General features: G+C 56.6%; 29 protein-coding genes and 2 tRNA genes. 30 read left to right on the top strand and 1 reads right to left on the bottom strand.

The window, feature by feature from the left end:
- Positions 1 to 5: 5 nt before the first annotated feature.
- The 6 genes from ETC00_RS05785 to ETC00_RS05760 all read left to right on the top strand — a co-directional run bounded on the left by ETC00_RS05785 (position 6) and on the right by ETC00_RS05760 (position 4,493).
- Complete coding sequence (locus ETC00_RS05785; RefSeq protein ID WP_171564999.1) at positions 6 to 911, top strand: YIEGIA family protein; 906 nt, start codon at positions 6 to 8, stop codon at positions 909 to 911.
- Between the two features lie 3 nt (positions 912 to 914).
- Positions 915 to 1,097, top strand: coding sequence for a capping complex subunit for YIEGIA (locus ETC00_RS05780; protein WP_171564998.1), 183 nt, complete (start codon positions 915 to 917; stop codon positions 1,095 to 1,097).
- 53 nt (positions 1,098 to 1,150) lie between these two features.
- Positions 1,151 to 2,464: a ribosome biogenesis GTPase Der gene (gene der, locus ETC00_RS05775; protein WP_171564997.1), complete on the top strand. Its 1,314-nt coding sequence runs from the start codon at positions 1,151 to 1,153 to the stop codon at positions 2,462 to 2,464.
- A gap of 14 nt (positions 2,465 to 2,478) precedes the next feature.
- Positions 2,479 to 3,084, top strand: coding sequence for a glycerol-3-phosphate 1-O-acyltransferase PlsY (plsY, locus tag ETC00_RS05770; protein ID WP_171564996.1), 606 nt, complete (start codon positions 2,479 to 2,481; stop codon positions 3,082 to 3,084).
- Positions 3,085 to 3,104: 20 nt separating this feature from the next.
- Positions 3,105 to 4,133: an NAD(P)H-dependent glycerol-3-phosphate dehydrogenase gene (locus ETC00_RS05765; protein WP_171564995.1), complete on the top strand. Its 1,029-nt coding sequence runs from the start codon at positions 3,105 to 3,107 to the stop codon at positions 4,131 to 4,133.
- Between the two features lie 90 nt (positions 4,134 to 4,223).
- Complete coding sequence (locus ETC00_RS05760) at positions 4,224 to 4,493, top strand: stage VI sporulation protein F (RefSeq protein ID WP_171564994.1); 270 nt, start codon at positions 4,224 to 4,226, stop codon at positions 4,491 to 4,493.
- Between the two features lie 119 nt (positions 4,494 to 4,612).
- Here ETC00_RS05760 and ETC00_RS05755 read toward each other — a convergent pair whose 3' ends face one another.
- Positions 4,613 to 5,077 carry a hypothetical protein gene (locus tag ETC00_RS05755; protein WP_171564993.1) on the bottom strand — a complete coding sequence of 155 codons (465 nt, stop codon included), beginning with the start codon at positions 5,075 to 5,077 and terminating at the stop codon, positions 4,613 to 4,615.
- 136 nt (positions 5,078 to 5,213) lie between these two features.
- Between ETC00_RS05755 and ETC00_RS05750 the strand changes: the two genes are divergently transcribed.
- The 24 genes from ETC00_RS05750 (at position 5,214) to aroH (ending at position 21,592) form a co-directional block, all read left to right on the top strand.
- Complete coding sequence (locus ETC00_RS05750; RefSeq protein WP_171564992.1) at positions 5,214 to 5,402, top strand: DUF2768 family protein; 189 nt, start codon at positions 5,214 to 5,216, stop codon at positions 5,400 to 5,402.
- A gap of 13 nt (positions 5,403 to 5,415) precedes the next feature.
- The gene (locus ETC00_RS05745) at positions 5,416 to 5,712 is read left to right on the top strand and encodes a 2Fe-2S iron-sulfur cluster-binding protein (protein ID WP_171564991.1); all 297 of its coding nucleotides are present in this window, start codon (positions 5,416 to 5,418) and stop codon (positions 5,710 to 5,712) included.
- 15 nt (positions 5,713 to 5,727) lie between these two features.
- Positions 5,728 to 6,072, top strand: a complete 345-nt coding sequence (locus ETC00_RS05740) for a 2Fe-2S iron-sulfur cluster-binding protein (protein ID WP_171564990.1) — start codon at positions 5,728 to 5,730, stop codon at positions 6,070 to 6,072.
- 18 nt (positions 6,073 to 6,090) lie between these two features.
- Positions 6,091 to 6,816 (top strand): hypothetical protein, encoded by a 726-nt coding sequence (locus ETC00_RS05735; RefSeq protein ID WP_171564989.1) that lies wholly within the window; start codon positions 6,091 to 6,093, stop codon positions 6,814 to 6,816.
- Between the two features lie 283 nt (positions 6,817 to 7,099).
- Positions 7,100 to 8,578 carry a stage IV sporulation protein A gene (gene spoIVA / locus ETC00_RS05730; protein WP_171565025.1) on the top strand — a complete coding sequence of 493 codons (1,479 nt, stop codon included), beginning with the start codon at positions 7,100 to 7,102 and terminating at the stop codon, positions 8,576 to 8,578.
- A 249-nt stretch (positions 8,579 to 8,827) separates the two neighbouring features.
- Complete coding sequence (locus ETC00_RS05725; protein ID WP_029099595.1) at positions 8,828 to 9,100, top strand: HU family DNA-binding protein; 273 nt, start codon at positions 8,828 to 8,830, stop codon at positions 9,098 to 9,100.
- 164 nt (positions 9,101 to 9,264) lie between these two features.
- Positions 9,265 to 9,831, top strand: coding sequence for a GTP cyclohydrolase I FolE (gene folE / locus ETC00_RS05720; protein WP_171564988.1), 567 nt, complete (start codon positions 9,265 to 9,267; stop codon positions 9,829 to 9,831).
- A gap of 80 nt (positions 9,832 to 9,911) precedes the next feature.
- A tRNA-Pro gene (locus ETC00_RS05715) sits at positions 9,912 to 9,988 on the top strand.
- A 218-nt stretch (positions 9,989 to 10,206) separates the two neighbouring features.
- A tRNA-Pro gene (locus ETC00_RS05710) sits at positions 10,207 to 10,283 on the top strand.
- A 133-nt stretch (positions 10,284 to 10,416) separates the two neighbouring features.
- Positions 10,417 to 11,100: a lytic transglycosylase domain-containing protein gene (locus tag ETC00_RS05705; RefSeq protein WP_171564987.1), complete on the top strand. Its 684-nt coding sequence runs from the start codon at positions 10,417 to 10,419 to the stop codon at positions 11,098 to 11,100.
- Positions 11,101 to 11,134: 34 nt separating this feature from the next.
- A complete protein-coding gene (gene mtrB / locus ETC00_RS05700; RefSeq protein WP_029099598.1) occupies positions 11,135 to 11,365 on the top strand; it encodes a trp RNA-binding attenuation protein MtrB in 231 nt (76 codons plus the stop codon).
- Between the two features lie 56 nt (positions 11,366 to 11,421).
- The gene (locus tag ETC00_RS05695) at positions 11,422 to 11,937 is read left to right on the top strand and encodes a hypothetical protein (RefSeq protein WP_171564986.1); all 516 of its coding nucleotides are present in this window, start codon (positions 11,422 to 11,424) and stop codon (positions 11,935 to 11,937) included.
- 114 nt (positions 11,938 to 12,051) lie between these two features.
- A complete protein-coding gene (locus ETC00_RS05690) occupies positions 12,052 to 12,885 on the top strand; it encodes a heptaprenyl diphosphate synthase component 1 (protein WP_171564985.1) in 834 nt (277 codons plus the stop codon).
- Between the two features lie 6 nt (positions 12,886 to 12,891).
- Complete coding sequence (locus ETC00_RS05685) at positions 12,892 to 13,611, top strand: demethylmenaquinone methyltransferase (protein WP_304414359.1); 720 nt, start codon at positions 12,892 to 12,894, stop codon at positions 13,609 to 13,611.
- A 42-nt stretch (positions 13,612 to 13,653) separates the two neighbouring features.
- The gene (locus ETC00_RS05680; protein ID WP_171564984.1) at positions 13,654 to 14,523 is read left to right on the top strand and encodes a UbiA-like polyprenyltransferase; all 870 of its coding nucleotides are present in this window, start codon (positions 13,654 to 13,656) and stop codon (positions 14,521 to 14,523) included.
- Positions 14,520 to 15,116 carry a UbiX family flavin prenyltransferase gene (locus tag ETC00_RS05675; protein ID WP_171564983.1) on the top strand — a complete coding sequence of 199 codons (597 nt, stop codon included), beginning with the start codon at positions 14,520 to 14,522 and terminating at the stop codon, positions 15,114 to 15,116. Before ETC00_RS05680 ends, ETC00_RS05675 begins: the two co-directional genes overlap by 4 nt.
- 3 nt (positions 15,117 to 15,119) lie before the next feature.
- On the top strand, positions 15,120 to 15,983 hold the full coding sequence (locus ETC00_RS05670) for a menaquinone biosynthetic enzyme MqnA/MqnD family protein (RefSeq protein WP_171564982.1): 864 nt from the start codon (positions 15,120 to 15,122) through the stop codon (positions 15,981 to 15,983).
- Positions 15,984 to 15,992: 9 nt separating this feature from the next.
- On the top strand, positions 15,993 to 16,958 hold the full coding sequence (locus ETC00_RS05665) for a polyprenyl synthetase family protein (protein WP_171564981.1): 966 nt from the start codon (positions 15,993 to 15,995) through the stop codon (positions 16,956 to 16,958).
- 103 nt (positions 16,959 to 17,061) lie between these two features.
- Positions 17,062 to 17,505, top strand: coding sequence for a nucleoside-diphosphate kinase (gene ndk / locus ETC00_RS05660; RefSeq protein WP_029099606.1), 444 nt, complete (start codon positions 17,062 to 17,064; stop codon positions 17,503 to 17,505).
- 233 nt (positions 17,506 to 17,738) lie between these two features.
- A complete protein-coding gene (locus tag ETC00_RS05655; RefSeq protein WP_171564980.1) occupies positions 17,739 to 18,512 on the top strand; it encodes a CheR family methyltransferase in 774 nt (257 codons plus the stop codon).
- An 86-nt stretch (positions 18,513 to 18,598) separates the two neighbouring features.
- A complete protein-coding gene (locus ETC00_RS05650) occupies positions 18,599 to 18,763 on the top strand; it encodes a hypothetical protein (protein WP_171564979.1) in 165 nt (54 codons plus the stop codon).
- A 192-nt stretch (positions 18,764 to 18,955) separates the two neighbouring features.
- Positions 18,956 to 20,116 (top strand): chorismate synthase, encoded by a 1,161-nt coding sequence (aroC, locus tag ETC00_RS05645; RefSeq protein ID WP_171564978.1) that lies wholly within the window; start codon positions 18,956 to 18,958, stop codon positions 20,114 to 20,116.
- The gene (gene aroB, locus ETC00_RS05640; protein ID WP_171564977.1) at positions 20,116 to 21,216 is read left to right on the top strand and encodes a 3-dehydroquinate synthase; all 1,101 of its coding nucleotides are present in this window, start codon (positions 20,116 to 20,118) and stop codon (positions 21,214 to 21,216) included. Before aroC ends, aroB begins: the two co-directional genes overlap by 1 nt.
- 4 nt (positions 21,217 to 21,220) lie before the next feature.
- Positions 21,221 to 21,592 (top strand): chorismate mutase, encoded by a 372-nt coding sequence (aroH, locus tag ETC00_RS05635; RefSeq protein ID WP_171564976.1) that lies wholly within the window; start codon positions 21,221 to 21,223, stop codon positions 21,590 to 21,592.
- Positions 21,593 to 21,665: the final 73 nt, after the last annotated feature.

Below are 21,665 nucleotides of genomic sequence, written 5' to 3'. Positions count from 1 at the left end.
TGCCGATGTTTCGAGAACTGCTTGCCAATGAGTACATCATTCCGCTCACGATAGGGCTGAGTTTTGGCATTCTCTGCCGGCTGTATCTGCTTCGCACAGATTACCGGCAGTATCCGACCTTTCCCCACGGCAAGATCATCCACATCTCCCTGGGGGTGATCGCGTCTGCGCTGGGGGCGCTGGCCGTGCCGTCGCTGCTGAAGCAGGACTACACTGCGGTCACCTTTCTGACCTTAGCGGCCCAACAGTTTCGCGATGTCCGCAACATGGAGCGGACGACGCTGACGGAGATCGACAAGCGGGAGCTGGTGCCCCGGGGCGGACCGTACATCGAGGGAATTGCGATGGTGTTTGAAGGGCGCAACTACCTGGTCATTTTCACCTCACTGTTGACGACGTTTGCCACCGTGCTGTTCAACTGGTGGGGAGGCTGCCTGGTGGGGATCGCGGCACTGGTCATCTCCCGCCTGCTCAAATCCGGCCAAACCCTCGGCAGCATCGTGGAGGTGCAGCCGGCTGACGTGCGGGTAGAGGGGAAAAACCTGTACGTAGGCGACATATACATCATGAACGTCGGCCTGAAGGAGGCCCAGGAACTGATTCAAAAACGGGGCATGGGTTTCATTCTGGTGCCCAAGGATGACAACGCCTCCGTCTCCATTGCCCATCCGGGTCAGCGGCAGGCGATTTTGCACGACGTGGCGACGCAGATGGGGGTGTTTACCGACGAGGGAGAGCCGTCACTCACACCGCTGGTGAAACGGGATCTGGAGACAGGTCGCTTGGGCGTGTTCTTGCTTCCGCAGGTGCCTAGCCGCGAGCGGGCCAAAGCGGTCATAGAAGCGGTGCCGATTCTGGAGAGCGTCTATCGCATGCCGAATGAGGTACAGCCGGTCGAACAAGGAGGGTAGTGCATGTCCGCCAGAATCGTAGCAGTGGTTACCACCAACAAAGAGCACGTCGCCGGGGGCGTTCCCGTCTTTGTCGTTCCCAGCCGGGAGCGGATGCAGCAGACGGCTTTTACACTGGAAAAAGTGATGGACGCGATGGTGCACGAGTTGGATGACGAGACGCTGATCGTTGTTCGTCACAACTAGAGTGTGGTATGATTAGCTAGTCAAAACAGATATGAGAGAGAGTGTTGTCAACTATGGGATTGCCAGTGGTAGCCATTGTGGGTAGACCCAACGTGGGCAAGTCCACGATTTTTAACCGATTGGTCGGTGAGCGCATCGCCATCGTGGAGGACAAGCCGGGCGTGACCCGCGACCGCCTGTACGGGAAGGGGGAATGGCTGAACCGCTACTTCCACGTCATCGATACCGGCGGCATCGAATTTGGTGAGACCGACGCAATTCTCACACAAATGCGCCACCAGGCGGAACTGGCCATCGACGAGGCAGACGTCATCCTGATGGTGACCGACGGCCGCGCCGGCGTAACCGATGCCGATCAGGAACTGGCGCGCATGCTGAACCGCACCGGGAAGCCGATCGTTTTGATCGTCAACAAGATCGACAATCCGGACATGCGTGCTGACATTTACGACTTTTACACGCTGGGACTGGGCGATCCATTCCCTGTTTCCGGCAGTCACGGGCTTGGCTTGGGCGACGTGCTCGAAGAGGTGGTGAAGCACTTCCCGGGAGGAGAGGAAGAAGAGCGGGACGACGACGTAATCCGCATCGCCATCATTGGGCGGCCCAACGTAGGGAAATCTTCACTCACCAACGCGATCCTTGGTGAAGAGCGCGTCATCGTCAGCGATGTGGCCGGCACGACGCGGGATGCCATCGACACGCCGTTTGAGCGCGACGGGCAGCACTACATTTTGATCGACACTGCCGGGATGCGCAAACGGGGCAAAGTATATGAAACGACGGAAAAATACAGCGTGATGCGGGCGATGAAGGCGATCGAAGAGTCGGATGTCGTGCTGGTCGTCCTGAATGGGGAAGAAGGCATTATCGAGCAGGACAAGAAGATCGCCGGGTACGCCCACGAAGCAGGCCGCGCCGTGATTATCGTTGTCAACAAATGGGATGCGGTCGAAAAGGACGACAAGACGATGCTTCGCTTCACCGAGTTGATCCGGGAAGAGTTCAAGTATCTGGATTACGCGCCGATTCTGTTTGTCTCGGCCAAAACCAAGCAGCGGATTCACACGATTTTGCCGAAAGTCAACCAGGTGGCGGAAGCGCATTCGATGCGCGTCTCCACATCGGTGCTGAACGATCTGATCACGGACGCGACGATCATGACACCGCCGCCGTCGGACCGGGGCAAGCGGCTGAAAATCAACTACGCGACCCAGGCGGCCGTCAAACCGCCAACCTTCATTCTGTTTGTCAACGACCCGGAACTGATGCATTTCTCCTATGAGCGTTACATTGAAAACAAAATACGGGAGGCGTTTGTCTTCGAAGGCACGCCGATCCGGATTTGGACGCGCAAAAAAACATAGGGAGAGGAAACAACATGCTGTTTTTGTCCTGGGTGATCAGTTACCTGATCGGCTCGATCAGCTTCAGTTATCTTATTGCCAAAAAGATTGCGGGCATTGACATTCGCGCCCACGGCAGCGGAAACGCAGGCGCGACCAATACCCTGCGCGTTCTGGGAAAAGGACCGGCCGTCGTCGTGCTGGTCCTGGACGCGCTGAAGGGACTGGCCGCGATGGGCATCACGCACCTGCTGACAAACGGCGATCCGACGGCGTACGCGATGTCCGGGCTGTTTGCCATCGTCGGGCATAACTGGCCTGTCTATTACGGATTTCGCGGGGGGAAGGGTATCGCCACCACGCTGGGTGTGGCACTGGGCTTCTCTCCGTTGGCCTTTCTCATCTCGGTCATCGTCACCGTTGTGGTCATTGCTCTGACGCGATATGTGTCGCTGGGTTCGCTCGTGTTTGTGACACTACTGCCGGTGTGTCTGTATTTTCTCGCCAAGGACATGGCGTTCGTCTGGGTCAGCATTGCCCTTGCTGTCTTCGCCTACGTCCGCCATTACAACAATATCCAAAATCTTCTTGCAGGCAGAGAGCGCAAACTGGGGGAACCGTCCCAGCGCAATCTGCAGTAAGGTAACGTGGAGGGAATCATGTGAGTCAGGATGTTGCTGTTATCGGCGCCGGCAGTTGGGGTACGGCGCTGGCCTCGGTCTTGGCGGATAACGGCCATCGCGTAAACGTCTGGGTGCGCGATCCGAAACTGGCCGACGAGGTCAATACCCGTCATACCAATGAAAAATACCTGCCGCGCGTAATGCTGTCACCCGGGATTCGTGCCTCGGTCGATCTGCGGGAGGTCGTGTCGGACAAACCGGTTGTGCTGTTGGCCGTCCCCTCGCACGCGATGCGGCAGGTGACGCGCGAGCTTGCGCCATTTTTGCGTCCGGATGTGCTGCTGATTCACGCCGCCAAAGGCTTTGAACTGGAGAGTTTGAAGCGCATGACGGAGGTGATCGGCGAGGAAGTGCCCGAGCCGATCGGCAAAGGAGTCGTTGTGCTGACAGGACCGAGCCATGCAGAGGAAGTGGTGCGCCGGTCGCCGACCACGGTAGTCGTCGCTTCCGCTTGCGAGGACCGCATGCTGCGCGCACAGGACCTGTTCATGAACGCGTATTTCCGCGTCTATACCAACCCCGACCTGGTCGGAGCGGAGATTGCCGGGGCCCTGAAGAACATCATCGCGCTGGGAGCGGGGATGTCCGACGGGCTGGGATTTGGCGACAACGCCAAAGCAGCGCTGCTCACCCGCGGCCTGGCGGAAATTACCCGGCTTGGTATCAAACTGGGCGCCATGCCGCTGACGTTTGCCGGACTGGCCGGCGTGGGCGACCTGATCGTCACCTGCACGAGCAAGCACAGCCGCAACTGGCGGGCCGGATATCTGCTTGGCCAGGGAAAACCGCTGGACGAGGTGCTGGAGCAGATGGGCATGGTGGTGGAAGGCGTGCGCACGACCAAAGCCGCGTACGCGCTGGCCAGCCGCAATCAGGTGGACATGCCGATCGCCTCGGTGCTGTACGGGATTTTATTTGAAGGCAAGTCGCCCCGTCAGGGCGTGGAAGAACTGATGGGACGCGGCCGCACGCGCGAAATGGAATACCTCGGGCCGTTTGGCGTGTAAAGTCACGGACGTTCGCTCACCATATTAGGCTCCTGTACATACGTTATTGATGTGGCAGTATTGCCTAAGCCGTAAGGAGGAGCTGAAGGGATGAGCAATAACGTGTCGTATCGTTTATTGGAACGGTTGCTGGCAAAAGCAGGAGGAAACGTGGATGAGGGCAGGCTGCGCACGCTGGCCAGCAATTTTACGCGAGACGACTTTGAGGACGAGGCCAAACTGCGCCACGTAATCCGATCGCTCGCCGCACTGAACGGCAATACCTTGAACGAAGAGCAGGAAGACAAGGTCGTGCAGATGTTCCGCAACCAGGAGATCAACCTCAGCGACCTGTCCTCGCTCAGCAAATTGCTGAAGTAAGCGATTTGGGCGATTATGCCCGTTCCCTGTTGCGCAAAACGTCATACAGTATGACTAGGAACAATCATGGCTCTACAGGGACATGGCTGGCCTACAGATTCAAGAAAAAAAGAGGGATGTCATCCCTCTTTTTTTCGTTTCGCGGCACCGTTTGCCGTCTGGTTCAGCAGGCTTTGCACCAGCGGGGATTGCAGCAGGCTGAGAAGCTGGTTGATGTCGATGTTTCCCAGCAGATTGCCGCCCCCGTTGTTGCCTTCGGCCGCTTCGTTGGCCGGGCTGCTTGTCTCCGCAGACTGCCGTTTGCCGGCGGGCTTTTCCGTATCCGCCGCCTCCGCCGAGCGTTTTCCCAGTCTTTCAAAGAGCTGCATCGCGCCGTACAGCGTATCCATCGTTTCTTCGACCTGGCGGATCGTGCTGCTGATCCCCTTGATGTTGCTGCGCATCCGCGAAACAGACGAGCGCAGGTCGGTCACTTCCGGCACCGTCTTTCGCGGCGTGACGGCGAGCGACACCTCCTGCACCTTGTCGCTCAGTTTTCTGCTCGGTATGGGAGCGTAGGGATTACGCCATTTCCGAGTGGTCATCAGCCATCCCTCCAATAGGCGGATTCATCACGATAGTCTATGCGAACGTCTAGAGTGAGGTTCACCGGACGGGAGCGGCAGAACAAGAAGTATGGTATACTATTTCAAAAACGGAAAAAAGGATGCTGTCGTACATATGCCTATCGATCCAATGACCAAGATGAACATCTCGCTGATCGCCATCGCGCTGATGTTCGTATGCAATTTCATGGTGCTCTATGCGCGCAAGACGAAAAACGGCCTGGTGTCGTTCCTGCTGAAGACAGTCGCATTTTTGATGCTGCTGGCTGTATTCGTAATGATTCTAATAGTGATTTTTGCATGAAGGAGGGTACGCGATGGGGCAACTGACATTGATCTCCCGCACCGGCACCCATCAACTGCCCGTGGAAACCGATGTGACAATCGTGTCCATCGCCAAACGGCACAAGCTGGGGTGGGGATACGCCTGTGAGCGGGGAATATGTGCCCAGTGCCGGACGCTGGTGCAGGAAGGAGCCGACTGCCTCAATGAAGTGACAAAGGAGGAGAAGCTGCGGCTTCGCAAGGCAGAGCGAGCGGAAGGGTACCGTCTGGGCTGCCAAATCCAAATAGTCAGACAGGGGCGCGTGACATTGGCGCACCGTCCGTATTGACAGGGGGCTGACAGCGTGGGAAAACTGACGTTTTTGCCCTCGGGAAAAAGCGTAAAGACGCGGCCGGGCCAACTGGTCACAAGTGCAGCCATGGCGGCGCGGGTCGTCATCCCGCAGCGGTGCGGCGGACACGCTTCCTGCCTGATGTGCCGCATCATCGTGGAAAGCGGACGCTTGTCTGAACCGTCGCCGTTGGAGCGGCGCAAGATGCCGGAAGATGATATCCGCAAAGGCATCCGGCTGGCCTGTCAGGCGAAAACCACCGGGCAGGACTGCACGGTGCGTATCCCGGAGAGCCGATGGAAGTCGGTCGTTCGGGCGGCGCTGGAGTCGCAGCGCGCCCAGCAAGAAGAATGGTAGCAAGAGGTGTAACAGGTGATGTGGCAAACATGGCACACTGCGTTGCGGCTGCCGGTAATGCTGGCGGTCTTGTCTGTCCTGCTGGGCGGTTGCCTGTATCCGGAAGAACGGAAAATGGAGAACCAGATTCCCAGCGAATTTTATCTGGAGGCAACGCAAAAAGCGGTGGAACAGTACCAACAAGACACGGGCGTGCTGCCGATTGTGACGAAACCGGCGGATACGCCGATCTTCGAGAAGTACGAGCTCGATTTTCGCAAAATGATGCCCAAATACCTGCCGGATGCGCCGGGCAACTCGTTTGAAAAAGGCGGCGTATACAAGTACGTGCTGATCGATGTGGAAACCAAGCCAACCGTTCGGCTGATTCATTTGGGCGCTGTCAGCAAAGTGGCCGACGTGCAGAGCGCCGTCAACAATTTCGTGCGGAATTACGGCAAGCTGCCGATCAAAGCTGATCACGGCAACGGCTATTACTCCATCGATTTTCAGAAGATGTCCATGCAGGACGTGCAAGTCATGTCGACGGAAGGCAACTATCTGCTCCCGCTCGTCATGAATGCCAAAGGTGAAGTTGGCATCGATTACGCTGCCGACATCGCCAACATCCTGCGCAGCAAAAAAGCGGAGGTCATGGAGAATACCGACCCGCGGTACGTGATGGCGCGTCATTCCATGTTCGTCCCGGCCAAGTCGTTTCCCTACGAACTGGTGGACGGCGAACCCCGCCTGCAGAAACTGTAAAAAGGCGCACAGGCGGCTTGCTCCTGCAGCCGCCTTTCTCATGTGAATAAATCCCGCCCGCCTTGATGCGGATGATTCCCGGCTGCACAGACTGCTGTCTGCAGGGGAGTCGTTTTTCGCAGGTCCGGGCGGTTATTTTTTTGTTCTAGCGCGGTGGGGCGCACATATACATGTATTGTCCACGATTCTAGTACGAGATTCTCGGGAAAATACTGACGGTCAGGGATAATTCGGAAAAATGGTCATAGTGTATCAATAGACAAATAGGAGGAGGTCATCGATGGTGGAACGAGTCGACATCTTTAAAGACATTGCCGAACGGACGGGTGGGGATATTTACCTGGGCGTCGTGGGACCTGTCCGGACGGGAAAATCGACGTTTATCAAACGATTCATGGAACAGGTCGTCATTCCCAACATCCAGTCGGAGGCGGAGCGGATACGCGCCACGGATGAACTGCCGCAGAGCGCGTCCGGCCGAACAATCATGACGACGGAACCCAAATTTGTTCCGAATCAGGCTGTACAGGTAAACGTGACGGAAGGGCTCAGCATCAACGTTCGGCTCGTCGACTGCGTCGGTTATACTGTGCAGGGCGCGAAGGGTTTTGAAGACGAAAACGGCCCGCGCATGGTCAACACGCCGTGGTACGAGGAGCCGGTTCCATTCGAGGAAGCGGCTGAAGTGGGAACGCGCAAGGTCATTCAGGAACACTCCACCATCGGAATTGTCGTCACCACGGACGGGAGCGTTGCGGAGATTCCACGCAGCAGTTACATCGAAGCGGAAGAACGGGTCGTGGCCGAACTGAAGGAAGTCGGCAAGCCGTTTGTCATCCTGGTCAACTCCACCCGCCCCCGTTCGGAAGAGACGCAAGCCCTGCGGATGGAACTGCAGGAGAAATACGACGTACCGGTGCTGGCCCTGTCTGTGGACCACATGACGGAAAATGAAATCCTGCTTTTGATGCGGGAAGTGCTGTTCGAATTCCCTGTGCACGAGGTAAACGTGAATCTGCCCAGTTGGGTAATGGTACTGGAAAATGGACACTGGCTGCGCCAAAACTACGAAGAAGCGGTACGGGAGACAGTGAAGGACATTCGCCGCCTGCGCGACGTGGACCGGGTCGTCAGCTATTTCAACGAGTACGATTTTGTAGAACGGGCAACTCTGGCCGGAATGCACATGGGGCAAGGGATTGCCGAAATCGACCTGTACGCGCCGGACGAACTGTACGACCGTATCCTGATGGAAATCGTCGGCGTCGAAATCAACGGAAAGGATCACCTGCTGAAAATCATGCAGGAATTTGCCCATGCCAAGCGGGAGTACGATCAGGTGGCGGAGGCGCTGCACATGGTCCGGACGACCGGCTACGGCATCGCCGCACCGTCGCTGCACGAGATGACCTTGGACGAACCCGAATTGATTCGCCAAGGACCGCGTTTCGGTGTGCGCCTGAAAGCGACGGCTCCGTCGATTCACATGATTCGCGTCGACGTGGAGTCGGAATTCGCGCCGATCATCGGCACCGAAAAGCAGAGCGAAGAACTGGTCCGCTATCTGATGCAGGACTTCGACAGAGACCCGCTGTCGATCTGGAACTCGGACATTTTTGGCCGCTCACTGCATTCCATCGTGCGGGAAGGCATCCAGGCCAAGATCACGATGATGCCGGACAACGCCCGCTACAAGCTGCAGGAGACCTTGGGGAGGATCATCAACGAAGGATCGGGCGGACTTATCGCAATCATTCTGTAAGCGAAAAATCGGGCGTGAAGTCCTACGAAAGGCAGGGCAAACAGAGGCTCCCGGCGGGACGGGAAGCCTTTTTTTCTTGGATTTCGCTTAAATTCGACAGGAGGGGGCTTGAATTTGCGGGAACAGTGTATTACTATATGCTTGTCAGAGCGGTAAAAACACCCAATCATGTGTATAAAACGATTGGTTTCGGTTAAGAAAAGTAGTAATACCAACGATGTGGCGCACATTGAGGGGAGGTGAAAAGAAATGAATAAAACTGAACTGATTGCAAAAGTGGCTGAGACCACCGAACTCACCAAGAAAGATGCTACCAAAGCTGTTGATGCAGTTCTTGATGCAATTGCGGAAGCACTGAAAAACGGAGAGAAAGTACAACTGATTGGTTTCGGTAACTTCGAAGTTCGCGAGCGTGCGGCTCGTAAAGGTCGCAACCCGCAAACCGGCGAAGAGATCGAGATCGCTTCCAGCAAGGTACCGGCATTCAAGCCTGGTAAACAACTCAAGGACTCCATCAAGTAATCGTTACATCGGTTAACGAAACTCTTACATAAAAATCCACATTGATGAAATGTGGATTTTTTTCACGTTCTCAGATGCTTCACGATATGTGGATCGTTTTGTTTTTTTCTGGGGAATGTGATAAGATGGGCTTGTTTCATCCGCTGGAGAGGGAGGTTTTGTCATTGAAAGAGGTCGATCTGGAGAAAATTCAACAAGCGGTCCGCATGATCATCGAAGCAATCGGTGACAATCCGGATCGGGACGGATTGCTGGATACGCCCAAACGGGTGGCGAAGATGTACGCGGAAGTCTTTGAAGGCATGAGGGTAAACGAAGAAGAGTTTTTCGAAACCGTGTTTAGCGAAGACCACGAAGAGATGGTGCTGGTAAAAGACATACCGTTCTACTCCATGTGCGAACACCATCTCGTGCCCTTCTTCGGCAAGGCTCATGTTGCGTACATCCCTCGCGGCGGCCGCGTGGTGGGCTTGAGCAAGCTGGCTCGGGCCGTCGAAGCGGTAGCCCGCAGACCGCAGCTGCAGGAGCGCATTACCTCGACCGTAGCTGACGCGATCGTCCGCAAGCTGGACCCGCACGGCGTGGTTGTAGTCGTGGAAGCGGAGCATATGTGCATGACCATGCGCGGAGTGAAAAAGCCGGGTTCCAAAACGGTGACCTCTGCGGTGCGCGGCATCTTTGCCCATGACGCAGCAGCGCGTGCAGAAGTATTCAGTCTCATACGTACATAACGTGCATAACTTGGAAGTAGAAATAAGACGGAAAGGTATTGACACCCTGGTTAAAATATTGTATAGTACAGATGTACAGTCGGGATGTGGCGCAGCCCGGTAGCGCGCACCCTTGGGGTGGGTGAGGTCCAGGGTTCAAATCCCTGCATTCCGACCATCTACTTCTATCATGGAAGAACGCCTCTTGTCCAAGCAGTTTGGCACGAGAGGCGTTGTTGTTTTCGGGTTGAAACAGCCTCAGCTGTGTGCGCATGTCGCTGAAACGGAACGGCTCGGCATGTACGCAAATTTTTGCACGTTTTTTTCCATGATTCTCTTGCCAGATTGGGTATGCTTCCCTTATAATAGTCGTTGTTCCGCACAAGAATGTTACGTCGGGATGTGGCGCAGTCCGGTAGCGCGCACCCTTGGGGTGGGTGAGGTCCAGGGTTCAAATCCCTGCATTCCGACCATATCAAGCAAAACGTCTCTGCTGGAATCATCCGGCGGAGACGTTTTTGCTTTCCTGCCAAATTGGCTATTGGCTTCCTGATTTTTCTTTCCTATAATGAGAAATGAAGACAAGCGAGGAAAGGTTGTTCCCGAATGAAGATGTCCGTATCGTTTCAGCCATATCTCCCCATCACAACGCAGCCCCGGATCGCAGGTACGGGCACGTCTCTCGATCCGCTCGCCGGGGACGCGCAGTTTGCCGACCTGCTGCAGGCGGAACTGGCCAGCGGTCAACGTGTCATTGCCGCCGAAGAGATACTGGCCGAACTGGACGGCTCTCCCGACTGGGAGTTTGACCGGGCCTTCGGCGAGGCGATGCCGCGCGACGCGGAGAAGACGGCGAACACATCCGTCAGCCGACAGTCTATCTTAAACAAAATCAGCGATGTCGCCCGCACGTTCGGGGTGGATGAAAATCTGGTCAGGGAAGTGGTTCGGGCAGAGTCCAACTTTAACCCCAATGCCGTTTCCCGTGCAGGGGCAAAAGGGCTGATGCAGTTGATGGACAGCACGGCGCGGGCGATGCACGTGCGAAACGTATACAACCCCGATGAAAATCTGGCGGGGGGCACCAGGTACCTGCGCAGCCTGCTCGATAAGTACGACGGAAATGTGAAGGTCGCCCTGGCCGCCTACAATGCGGGTCCCGGTCGGATTGACCGCTTGGGCATCGACACCGACGAAGAGCTGGAAGCCCGGTACGATCAACTGCCTCGTGAGACCCAGCGCTACGTTGCGAAAATCATGCAACGGTTGAACAGCGGCGGGACATCATAGAGGTAGCAGTTCAGCAGGGTAAGGAGGAAACAAGGTGGCACAGTCCCCCTATACGCAGCAAGACTACTTTGTCGTCAAAGCAAAGGAAAACGGCGTTCACGTCATCGGCTTGACACGCGGTTCCGACACGCGTTTTCACCACACGGAAAAGCTGGACAAGGGCGAGGTAATGATCGCCCAGTTCACGGAACACACGTCCGCCATCAAGGTGCGCGGCAAAGCAGTGATCTACACTCACCACGGCGTGATCGAAACGTCGGAGTAAAAGCAGGCATAGCCTGCTTTTTTGTTTTGTACAATGGTGGTGAGGAGGGATGTCTCATGCCTCGCAGGCTGCTGGCCGCCATTGCCGTCTCCACGCTGCTCGCTCTCACGCTGTCGCTTGTTCCCGGGGTGACCTGGAACCAACCCGATATACCCGCGTTCCAGGCGTCTCGCCCGGTCGATCTGAGCGAGCAAAATGTGGTGGATTTATTTACTTTCATGTCGACTCATTATAATATTAAGCGTGTAAAATGGGAAAATCCGTCGGTTCATGTCGATTTGGCCGTTTCCTCCGGTCAGCGTGCGGAACTGCCGCTTGTATACCGCGATTTTTACGTCTTGGTGCGCGATCTGTTTCGGTTGACTGCAAATGTGGAGCAGGTCTACATCCGCCTGTTGGAAGTTGAACCCGATACGCCTGCCCCCAAGCTCCTGATCGCCGTCGAAGCCCAGCGCAAGGACAAGTCAGCCTACGAAACGCCGCCGGAGCAGATTGCCGATCTGGAATCGCACATCAGAGCCCGTTTTTCCGTACGTATCGACCCTTATTTTTACCGGAGAGTTAGTCCCTGACCAAAGAAGTGTGGTATGATTGTAGGGACGGACTTTTTGCCGGGGCCCGGCGAGAACGTGAAAGTGAACGGAAACAGGCACCTACCAGGTTGAACCGCTTGTGGAGGAGGACGCATGAACAAAGAACAGACCACATATGTAGACGAGGTTCGAGCGATCATCGACCAGATCTGCCAAAGTATCACCCATTCGTTTGTTGAACAATATGTCGATGTTCCGGCCATAGCGGAAAACCGGCTTGCGCTGTTGTACCTGTTTCTGCTGGAGCGGGGCATGACCAAGGAACGGGCGCGGACGTTCACCATGTCAACAGCCCTTGTTCAGTTGGGTCTTGACATGCACGAGAACGTGAAAAATTCCTATGACAATTCGCTGGCGGCAGAGCGCAACCGGCAGCTCACCGTTTTGGCCGGCGACTACTACAGCAGCCGGTACTACCAAATGCTTGCCGAAGCTGGTGAAATGGAAGCGATACAAGTGCTGTCGGGCGCCATCCAGCGGGTAAACGAAGCGAAAATGAAGCTGTACATGGCGGAACGCGACGGCCGGTTGTCGTCCGACGAGTACCTGACGCTGCGGACGGAAATCGATACGGGGCTGTACGTGGCTATCGTGGACAAGTATGCGGACAATGAAGAAACGCGCCGGTTTTGGACGGCCCTGTTTGCAGAGACGGCGGCCGTGGAGAACATGCTGGGCGAGTGGGAGCAGTTAAAGTGGCAACAACAGGTTCCCTTTGGCTTCTCCCGCTTTCTGTTGCAAAAACCGGGAGCGACGATCGCCCAGGTGGCGGCGGCTCTGGAAGCAAAAGCGATGGAACTGATGAGCATCTGTGAACAGCTGGTTCGTTCGCTGCATCCGCCGGAGACCCGTCACGTGCTGACGTGGATCACATCCCGTTACTCGCACCGCGTCAACCGGCTGAAACGGGTCATTGAGGAGTTGTAAATCCAGGTGAATCAGAACCAGATGAAAGAAAAAGCGAAGTACGTCCATTCCGTGTTTGAAAGCATCGCGGCAGAGTACGACAAGATGAACAACATCATCAGTTTCGGCAGCCACATCGCCTGGCGCAATTACACGATGAAGCAAATGAACATACGACCCGGCGACACGGCGCTTGACGTGGCCTGCGGCACCTGCGACTGGACGATTGCGCTGGCCAAGGCGGTCGGGGAAAAAGGACGGGTCGTCGGTCTTGACTTCAGCCAGAACATGCTCGATGTCGGCGCGTTCAAGGTGAAACGGGAAGGTCTTGACAGCGTGGTCACGCTGGTGAACGGCGACGCGATGCAGCTCCCGTACGAAGACAACACATTTGACTTCGTCACCATCGGTTTTGCGCTGCGCAACGTACCCGACATTCAGACGGTGCTGAACGAAATGACGCGCGTGGTCAAACCCGGCGGGAAAGTGGTCTCGCTGGAGGTGTCCAAACCGCCGTTTTTACCGTACCGCAAATTGTTCTACCTGTACTTTTACAAGATTCTGCCGTTGATCGCCAAATGGACGGTAAACAAATACGAGGAGTATGCCTGGCTGCCGCAGTCACTGACCCATTTTCCAGACAGCCGAGAACTAGCCCGCATGTTTCAACGGGCAGGACTGGAGCCGGTTCAGGTAAAACTGTTTATGGGCGGTGTGGCCGCTTTGCACATCGGCACAAAAGCATAGCTTGCCAATAGGCATCCTTCTGTGGATGGGAAGTGTTTTCACGTGAGTCTTCGCAAATTGAAAATTATTTTGGAAATGATCAAGTTTGAGCACTCGATTTTTGCCCTTCCGTTTGCTTTTATGGGAGCGGTCTTGGGGAACATTGTAGTAGAGCACACCTGGCCCACTTGGAGCGAGATTTTCTGGGTGACCGTGGCCATGGTGGGAGCGCGCAGCGCGGCGATGTCGCTGAATCGTTTGATCGACAGGTACATCGATGCGAAAAATCCGCGTACCGCCAACCGGGCCATTCCGGCCGGACTGATTTCCGTGGCCGAGGTTGTCGTCTTTATTATTGCTTCCTTCGCGTTATTGTTTTTCGCCGCCTTCCAATTGAACGCACTGGCCGTCAAACTGCTGCCGCTCGCGGTGTTTGTCCTGATTCTGTACTCGTACACGAAACGTTTTACATGGCTTTGCCATTTCGTGCTCGGCGTGGCCATCGGGTTCGGACCGCTGGGGGGCTTTGTGGCGACGACCGGGCAGGTGAATTTCACCGGACTTCTGCTGTTTTTGTCCGTGATGTTTTGGACCGCCGGCTTTGACATTATTTACGCCTGCCAGGACTATGAGTTTGACCGCAAGGAAGGGCTCTATTCCATGCCAAGCCGCTTTGGCATCGCCAACGCACTGCTGGTCGCACGGGTCTGCCACGTCATCACTTTCATCGGTCTTTTGGCCCTGTACGTTACCGCCAACCTGTCCGTCTGGTTCCTGGTCGGCGTGCTGATTTCCGGAGCCATCCTGGTTTACGAGCATCTGCTGGTAAAACCGACAGACCTGTCCAAGCTGGACGTGGCCTTTTTCAATATGAACGGCATATTAAGCATGGTCATGTTTACGTTTACCATGATTGATCTGGTGATAGCATGAGCGCACAAAAATGGGCCGTCGGCATTACCGGGGCGAGCGGCGCCATCTACGGCGTCAGGCTTGTCCGGGAACTGCTGCGCGGCGGCCATACCGTACACTTGATGATCACGGAGGCCGGCTGGCAGGTATTTCGGGACGAGCTGGACTGGAACACCGACGACCGGGAGGCCCTGATCCGGGAAAAACTGCAGCAGGATGCACCCGGCGCGCTCCATTACTGGGGCATGCGCGACTTCAACTGCCCGGCCGCCAGCGGTTCATATCGGTGCGACGGGATGGTGGTCATCCCTTGTTCGATGGGGACGCTGTCCGGCATTGCCCACGGGGCGTCGGGCAACCTGCTGGAGCGGGTGGCTGACGTGATGCTGAAGGAGCGGCGCCGGTTGGTGCTGGTCCCGCGCGAGACGCCGCTGAATGCCATCCAGCTTGAGAACATGTTGAAGCTGAGCCGCCTCGGCGTCACCATTTTGCCTGCCATGCCAGGGTACTACCACAAGCCGCAGACGATGGACGACCTTGTCAATTTTGTCGTGGGAAAAGCACTGGACGCGCTGGATGTGCCGCACGAGCTGTTCCGGCGCTGGGGGGAATAGATCATGCAAAAGTCCTTGCGCATTGGACAAATCCTTTACACCAACGTACTCCCTGTCTACTTTCACTTTGACAAGGAGCGTTTCAACGGCCGGATTGAGTTCGTCCGGCAGGTGCCAGCCAAGCTGAATCAGGCGCTGGCCTGCGGCGAGATCGATCTCGGAGTGATTTCGTCCTTCAGTTACGCCGAGCATGCCTCCCGCTATCTGGCGCTGGCCGACCTGTCCGTCAGCGCCAAAGGGAGAGTAGGCTCCATTTTCTTGTTCAGCAAACGGCCGATCGAGGCGCTGGACGGTGCCCGGATCGCCCTGACCAACACGTCCGCAACGTCAGTCAATTTGCTGAAAATCATTCTGCAAACGTTTTACGGTCTGCACGTCACGTACGTTACACAGGAACCCGTGCTGGCGGAGATGCTGCGGGATGCGGACGGGGCGCTCTTGATCGGTGACGACGCCATTCTCGCCAAACTCCAGGGCGGGCCTTATCACGTCTACGATCTGGGTGAGCTGTGGCATCGCTTTACCGGCTATACCATGACGTTTGCCCTGTGGGCCGTGCGCAAAGAGGTGATCGGCGAACACGCTGACCTGCTGCGAGAGGTTCACGAGGCCTTTTTGGCCAGCAAGGAGAAGACCCGCCAAAACCTGATCCCGCTGGTGGACTACGTGAACGGGCAGTTAGGCGGAGGAAAGGAACTGTGGTATCAGTATTTCCGGGGGCTGATGCACGATTTTCGGGACGAGCATCGGACAGGCCTGGAATACTACTACCGGTGCGCGGCTGAGCTGGGGCTGCTGCCCGCACCAGTGACCGTGTCCGTCTGGGAACATCCCGGTTGTCAGTCCCACATTACGTTGACGAAATAGGTGGAGCGGATGAACCTTGTCGATATTTACTTTCAACTGAAAAACGACGTCCAGTACATCGAAAAGGAACTGGAACAGTCCATCGATACCAGTGTGCGGGACTTGTACCTCTCGTCCACACACTTGCTCAAGGCGGGGGGGAAACGGATACGCCCGGTGTTTGTGCTGCTCGGCGGAAAGTGGGGCAACTACGACGTGAAGCGGCTGAAGCACGTGGCAGTACCGCTGGAGCTGATCCACATGGCGACGCTGGTGCACGACGACGTGATCGACGATGCGGACAAGCGGCGCGGGCGAGACACCGTGCGCACCCAATGGGACAACAAGGTGGCGATGTACACGGGGGACTACATTTTCGCCCGGGCACTGTCCATCGCGGCTGAGCTGCGCATTCCCGAGCTGCACCGGATTCTCGCCAACGCGATCGTGGAAGTGGTCAAGGGCGAGATCGAACAAGTGCGCGACCTGAACAACTGGGAGCAGAACTTCCGCACTTACCTGCGCCGGATCAAGCGGAAGACGGCGCTCTTGATCGCCATTAGCTGCCAGATGGGGGCGATTGCCAGCGGTGCAGGTCCCGAACTGGTCCGCAAAATGTACCGGTACGGTTACAACGTGGGGATGGCGTTTCAAATTACCGACGATATCCTCGACTTCACCGGAACGGAAAAGCAGCTGGGCAAACCGGCAGGCAGCGACCTGCGTCAGGGAAACATTACGCTGCCGGCGATGTACACCGCCCGGTTCGGCAAGTCGCGCGACCGCTTTCAGGCGTGGATACGCGACAATACGCTCCACCATCACGTAGATGAAGCGATTCAACTGGTGCGAAACGACGACGGCATCGCCTATGCCCAGGGGCTGGCGGAGCGGTACATTGCCCGTGCACGGGAGGCGCTGGACGGACTGCCGAACAACCAGACCAAAAAGTCCCTGCTTGGCATCGCCAATTTCATGGTGAACCGGAAATTTTAATCGTTTTTTCACAAGGGGGCTGTTGCTTGCCCCACTTTCTTTTGATAAAATTTTCGTTGGTGTGCAAGCACCAATACATAGCGGTACTGGAGGCATACTTACGATGGAAAAAACGTTTCTGATGGTGAAACCTGACGGCGTACAGCGCAACCTGATCGGGGAAATCGTTTCCCGCTTTGAGAAAAAAGGCTTCCAACTGGTAGGGGCGAAACTGATGAACGTTAGCCGCGAACTGGCTGAGAAGCACTACGCTGAACATAAAGAACGCCCGTTCTTCGGCGAACTGGTCGACTTCATCACGTCCGGCCCGGTCTTTGCCATGGTATGGCAGGGCAACAACGTGATTGCGACTGCACGCGCCATGATGGGCAAAACCAACCCGGCAGATGCAGCACCGGGCACCATCCGCGGTGACTTCGCTACGTCCGTGGGCATGAACATCATCCACGGTTCCGATTCCCCGGAAAGCGCTGAGCGCGAAATCGCACTCTGGTTCAACGAAGGGGAAGTACTCTCCTACGAAAAAACAATCCAACGCTGGATCTAAGCGGGATAGGGGAAAGACTCCGCATGCGGGGTCTTTTTTCTTTTTTTCGCCAAATGTCAACAAAAATCGGCAGGATTTTGCAGAAAAAGAGCGAATCGCATGGATAAGCGGCAACAAGCGCCGTCCCCGCTGTGTGAAGCATGGTCTTTTCAGGGGGCGTTTGTCGCGGTCAATCGAACAGCGCTTGCTGGCGGGTACGCCTCACCACACGTAAAAGGGGTATTTTCGCAATCATGGAAGACAAGGACTTTCTCCAGTTTATCGTCAATGTAAAGAAACTGACAGGAATCGATCTCGCCCTTTACAAAGAAGCCCAGATGAAGCGGCGGTTGACCTCGCTCCGGCTGAAGCGGGGCTATCCCACGTTTGCCCAGTACTTTGAGGCCATCTCCAAGAACAAGGACCTGTTCTACGAATTCCTCGACCGGATGACGATCAACGTGTCCGAATTTTTCCGCAACCCGGGCCGCTGGGAAGTATTGGAACACAAAATTCTGCCCCGTCTAGTCAAGCAGTCGCATCGGCTGAAGTGCTGGAGCGCCGCCTGCTCCACGGGCGAAGAGCCGTACACGCTGACTCTGATCCTGATGCGCAACCGCTGGGAGGCGTCACTGCTCGCCACCGACATTGACGAAGGGGCGCTGGCCAAGGCCAAACAAGGGGTCTACACGGAGCGATCGCTGCAGGATTGTCCCAAGGATCTGCTGGCCAAGTACTTTGTCAAGGACACGATGAGCTACCGAATTGCCGACGAGGTGAAAAACCGGGTGACGTTCCGCAAACACAACTTGCTGGCTGATCCGTTCGACTCCCAATTCGACCTGATCATCTGCCGCAACGTCATGATCTACTTCACCGAGGAGGCGAAGCACGAGCTGTACCACAAGTTCAGCCGGGCGCTAAAACCGGGCGGGGTGCTGTTCGTCGGAAGCACGGAGCAGATTTTCCAGCCGCAGCAGTATCAATTGGAGTCGGAAGACACGTTTTTTTATCGGAAAATGGGCTGAAGCGGACGCAGCTTGGTATATCCCTGTTGTTTTTTCCCAACACTAATGCTATCTACCATGCTATCTACCAAAAAGGGAGGAAGCAGATGGACAAGCAAAAGGTCATCGAAGCATACCGACGTGGTTTGATCACGCTGCAAGAGTGCGGGCAAATCCTCGGTGCGGAAAAGGAGCAGTTGGACAAACTCGTCCGCGCGAATCACCTGCGGCGGCCGCTTTCCTCGTTTCTGACGGTCGATTCTCACATGTGAGCTCCGCCAATTCGATGACGCTTCTCCTGCGAGGGAGAAGCGTTTTGCCTGTCTGCCAAGGGCGTCGGGACAATTCGTCACTTTTGTATTTGCACGGACTGACAGGTATGATATTATAACGCTTAAAAGTGATAAAGGACAGCATCCGTAGTCAGAGAAGGAAATGCTGCCTGAGGATGGAGGAAGAGAGAGATGCGATACTTGACTGCAGGGGAATCTCACGGGCCGCAGCTCACTGCCATAATTGAAGGGGTTCCGAGCAACCTGCCCTTTTCTGTCGAAGCCATCAACGAACAGCTGGCAAGACGGCAAAAGGGACACGGACGCGGCCGGCGGATGCAGATTGAAAAAGACCAGGTGAAAGTGCTCTCCGGCGTTCGGCACGGGTACACGACAGGCGCGCCGATCACGCTGGTTGTGGAAAACAAAGACTGGACGCACTGGCAGGGTATCATGAGTGCCGAGCCGGTGGAAGGAGCGGAGGAGAAGCGTCGCGTCTCCCGTCCCCGTCCGGGTCATGCCGATCTCAACGGCGCGATCAAATACCATCAACGGGATATGCGAAATATTCTGGAACGTTCCAGCGCGCGGGAAACAGCCATCCGCGTCGCCGTCGGTGCTGTCGCCCGGCAGCTCCTGGCCGCGTTTGGCATTCGGATCGGCGGTCACGTGCTGCAGATCGGCGATGTGGTGGCCAACCGGCAGGATGTCACGCTGGACGAACTGATCGCGCGTTCCGAGGAATCCCCCGTGCGCTGTCTGGACAAGGAAGCGGAGCAGCGCATGATGGCGGCCATTGACCAGGCCAAACAGGACGGCGATTCGCTTGGAGGCATCGTCGAAGTAATCGTGGAAGGCGTGCCGATCGGGCTGGGCAGCCACGTCCAGTGGGACCGAAAGTTGGACGGCAGGCTGGCTCAGGCGATCATGAGCATTCAGGCGTTCAAAGGTGTGGAGATCGGGATTGGCTTTGGCGCCGCGGGCTTGCCAGGGTCCCAGGTGCACGATGAGATCGTCTGGAGCCAGGACACCGGATACAGCCGCAAGACGAACAACGCGGGCGGCCTGGAAGGCGGCATGACCACAGGCATGCCGATTGTCGTGCGCGGGGTGATGAAGCCGATTCCGACGCTGTACAAACCTTTGATGAGCGTGGACATCGACACCAAGGAACCGTTCTCCGCCAGCATCGAACGTTCGGACAGCTGCGCTGTTCCTGCCGCCAGCGTCGTGGCCGAAGCGGTGGTCGCCTGGGAAATCGCTCGCGCCATGTGCGAAAAATTCCCGTCCGACTCACTGGACGACATGCTGGAAAACGTGCGCCAGTATCGCGCATACACGGAGCGGTTCTGATGGCGGTTGAAACCCTTTACGTAGAGTTGGGAGAGCGCACGTATCCCATCGTTATCGGCGATGGTGTCATGCAGCAGGTGGCGGCCCTGGTGCAGGATGCGGGCATATCTCCAACGAGCCGGTTGTTTGTCATCTCCGATGAGAACGTAGCCCCGCGCTATCTGCAGCCGCTGAAACAGGCGCTGGAGACGGCAGGCTATCGGGTGGCGGACTGCGTAATTCCTCCGGGGGAGCAGTCGAAAAGTCTTGCGGTCTATGAACAGGTGCTGACCCGGGCCATCGAGGCGGGGCTGGACCGAAAATCAGCCATTCTCGCGCTGGGAGGCGGCGTGGTCGGTGACTTGGCCGGCTTTGTTGCCGCCACCTACATGCGGGGCATCGCCTTTGTGCAGGTGCCGACCACGCTGTTGGCGCACGACAGTTCGGTAGGCGGCAAGGTGGGCATCAATCATCCGCTGGGCAAAAATCTGATTGGCGCCTTTCACCAGCCGCGGCTGGTGTTGTATGATACGGCCGCGCTGCGCACGCTGCCCGAGCGGGAAGTGGCGGCTGGTTTTGCCGAGGTGATCAAGCACGGGCTGATCGCCGACGCGTCATTCGTCGACTGGCTGGAGGAACATGCGGCGAGCCTGTGGCAGCTTGATGCTGAACGGGTGGGCCGCGCCATACGCCGGGGCTGCGCGATCAAGGCAGCGATCGTCTCGGCTGACGAGACAGAGCAGGGACAGCGCGCGCTGCTCAACCTGGGGCACACCTTTGGCCACGCGTTCGAAGCGTTGTGCGAATACGCCGTGTTGAACCACGGAGAGGCGATTTCCATCGGCATGTGCCTGGCGGCCAAAGTGGCTGAGCGCATCGGTTTTGCTGAAGCAGGCGTTTATGCACGGACAAAACGGCTGCTTCACCTCTTCCACCTGCCCACTGACTGGCCAGACGGCCTGGAGCCGGAAGCGGTGCTGGATGTCATGAAGCGGGACAAAAAGGCCGTCGGCGGCAAGCTGGCCCTGGTGCTGCCGCGGGCCATCGGGAAGGTGGAACTGGTCAAAGACGTGGATGAACAAGAGATATTGACAGCGATGAAAAAAGAAGCGGGGGCATAGAGAGATGGGAGTGCGAGGAATCAGGGGAGCGATCACGATTGAAAACGACACACAGGCAGAGATCGTTTCCGCCACCAAGCTGCTGCTGGAGGAGATGGTCAGTCGAAACGGCGTACGGGCTGACGACATCGCCAGCGTTTTCATCACCACGACGGAGGACATCAAGGCGGCATTTCCGGCGCAGGCGGCGCGCCTCTTGGACGGGTGGCAGTACGTGCCGCTGATGTGCGCCCGGGAAATTCCCGTGCCGGGCAGTCTGCCTCGCTGTATCCGCGTAATGATGCACGTCAACACGAGCAAGGCGGCCTCGGAAATCCATCACGTGTTCATGCGCGATGCCGTACAGCTTCGTCCCGATTTGTCAAATCGTGGTTGACAATGTGGGCGTTCTCGATTACCATAAAACGAAACGAGAACGCCTCGTTTTACCGGTAATGCAAAATACCGGC

It is taken from the genome of Brevibacillus sp. MCWH, assembly GCF_013096935.1.
Classification (GTDB): domain Bacteria; phylum Bacillota; class Bacilli; order Brevibacillales; family Brevibacillaceae; genus Brevibacillus; species Brevibacillus aydinogluensis.
The sequence above is the reverse complement of the archived record's forward strand: the minus strand, read 5'-3'. Positions and strand labels throughout refer to the sequence as shown.